Genomic DNA, 2,954 nt, shown 5'->3' with positions numbered 1-2,954 from the left:
TTCATTAGAGTCAAGACGTTCCGATAAGTGATTGAGAGATTCATCAACTGGCTGGAATAATTTAAATTTCCTTTTTAATTTTCCTGTCTTTCGATGATGTACCTTCTTATCTCTTACCTCACTGTAATCAAACTGTGCAAGTCGCTCAATACGAAATAGTACATAAACAAGGGGACGAACAAACTGACCCGAAATGCTAATTGATAAAAAGATGACCCCAATTAACAATATTAAATGAAGACCAAAGAAGGAAGAAACAAATACTATTAATGCTTTATTTAAAGGTTCTTCAAATGGCTTGTATGATGGATTCGGCATCCGAACAACTAGGGTCGAGCCATCCTCCAATGTAGCATTTTTTGTAAACTCTTTATGCTCAAAAATATCGTATTTCTCTTCTAGCAATTGAGGCTTATGCAGCTTTTTATAACGCTCTCCAATGATATCTATCCTATCCCATTGCTCATTATAGACTTCAACAGATGCCTTATTGTCTTGTAAATGCTGGAGTACATCGTTTGAAATTTCCCCTGTAGTCCTCCAATTTTGTAGTGCCTCCTCAAAAAGCGGTTGAACAGGTGATATAGGGAGAAATAACAAATAATATTTAGGAATCTCCCACGTATGCATTCCCGGTCGTTGAAGGGCCATTATTTCGGTCTCTGACATTCCACATAGTTCACATGTATCTCCTGTGTAATCAATAATGTCCATCGATTGATTGAACAAATAAAGTTCCCCTAAGTTCTCCTCCGCCCGCTTCACTAAATCGTCGCTAATTTCAACGGACTCTCCTTTTTTTACAATGATTTCATCTTTTATTTCATCGTAAGTCATTGTATGAATATTTTCACCGGAGTTCTTATAGATAAAAAATGAAAAAAGCAAAAAACTAATAATAAAACCTACAATGATTAGTAAATAAAAAATGCTGAAATAAGACACAAAACGAAGTGTTAATCTTCTGACTGGCTTCATGAAAGAGCATCTCCAACAAGTTTATAACCAATACCCCTCACAGTTATAATGTAAGTTGGTTTACCTGGATTCTTTTCAATTTTTTCGCGAAGTTTTCGAATATGTACCATCACTGTATTATCATCGAACAAATAACCACCCCATATACGCTCATAAATTTGCTCTTTTGATAATACTTGCCCTACGTTTTCACATAAATACTTCAGTAAGTGAAATAATCGCCCACTAATAATTTCCTTTGTACCATCTACCATTATCTCCGCGGCATCCATATCAAATGTAAACCCATTACATGTGAATACATGGCTTTTTGACACAATCTTTTTCTTCATATATCTTGTAAGCTGTACCTTCACCCTCGCAACGAGCTCAAGTGGATTAAATGGCTTCGTAATATAATCGTCTGCACCGTTCATAAAACCGCGAAGCTTATCCGCATCACTACCTTTTGCCGTTAAAAAGAAAATTGGCGCTTCACTATGCTCACGAATTATATTCGCTATATCCAGCCCACTTCCATCAGGAAGCATAATATCTAATAGATAAAAATCAAAAACCTTCGTTTTAAACTTATTTTTTGCTTCTTGAACAGTACAGCAAAGTGTAATGTCTAAAAATCCTTCTTTTCTTAAAATAATTTCAATCATTTCCGCAATTGCACGTTCATCCTCTAACACTAAAATTGATACATCTTGCATACTATCACCTCTTTTAACATTAATTTGAAATAGTCATTATTTCACAATAAGCCTTACCAACTTCTATGTATACGATAATCAATTAAGGAGCTAACACAATGAAAACAAAACGTGTACTTACATTGTTAATATTAGTGGGATTAGTTTATTTGGCATCTTATGCTAGTGTTTGTCCTCTATGTTACATGAATAAACCAGCAAAAGCCCCATCAAAGCGATTTTTCATCAAACTTCTATTTTAACAGCAAAACTTTTCAGATGGAAAATCGTACATACAGTAAACGAAGAAATGCTTATCACAACTTCTAATAAGCTTACTTTTGAGAGGTCCCCTGTATGGCTACCCTTAAAGCTTCTAATATTGGACTACCTCTATTAATAAAATAAGGTAGAGATGAAAAGGGACAAAAAAAGCATACGATTTCTTACAAAAATAGTCGATTTCATTGTCTTATTAAAAACCCCTATCAATTTTACAAATCATATACTTTCTTTCTAAAACTTTAAACCCCTTATTCAATTTTTAAGATTTTATTAAGGAGTCTATTATTTTACGATAAGGTAATTCCAATATACTTACATTTTATTGAATAAAATAGTGAGGTTACATAGAAATAAAGCAAGTCTCTTTTATTAATTGTATGCAAAGATTTGTTTTACTTGGAATATACTTGCGAATTCATCAATTTTTCGGAAGCATAGGAAAGTAATATAGGTGGAATACGAAGCAAGCTTTATAAAATAAGCGGGGCTTCACGGAGTAGATTTTATGTGGACAGACAGAAGGAGGATAATAAAATAATGACGTTTATATATGAAGTATTTGCCAATGTAATGACTAACTTTATATTTGATATCTTTGACAACAGAAAAAGAAAAAAGAAATAGCCCTCCTAGCAAATTGACTCAACTAGAAAGACTCCTATGAAGGGAATAAAATGAGTTTCTTTCTTGATTGTATGCAAGGATTTAATTTACTTGGATCTTACTCTGGGGCTATTCAGGTTAAGTGGGATTGCCAGAGATGTTGCTTATATGGTAAAAGAAAAAAGGCGGCATTCGTACAAGCTGGTGAAAGTAACGGTATCTCCTCCTAATGCCCCATACCATCAGTTTTTAATTACTATTGCAACAAGAATTATGATTATAATAAAAATATAGTAACTATTTCGTACTTGAAATAAAATATACAAAAATACTAAATTAAACCTATTTTAAGTTTGTTTAACATAAAGCGTTTGATTACTATCTTTTGAAACGAAGGAGAATTATGAATGA

General features: G+C 33.1%; 1 protein-coding gene and 1 pseudogene. Both read right to left on the bottom strand.

Going from position 1 to position 2,954, the window contains the following annotated elements; all coding sequences use genetic code 11:
• Positions 1-978, bottom strand: a pseudogene (locus tag PVA17_RS24560) (sensor histidine kinase); the annotation flags it as partial.
• A complete protein-coding gene (locus tag PVA17_RS24555; protein ID WP_132359617.1) occupies positions 975-1,676 on the bottom strand; it encodes a response regulator transcription factor in 702 nt (233 codons plus the stop codon). The gene PVA17_RS24555 and the pseudogene PVA17_RS24560, both read right to left, overlap by 4 nt.
• Positions 1,677-2,954: the final 1,278 nt, after the last annotated feature.

The sequence above is a fragment of the Lysinibacillus sp. CNPSo 3705 genome (assembly GCF_028674935.1).
Classification (GTDB): Bacteria; Bacillota; Bacilli; order Bacillales_A; family Planococcaceae; genus Lysinibacillus.
Note: the sequence above shows the minus strand (reverse complement) of the source record. Positions and strands in the feature narration are given on the sequence as shown.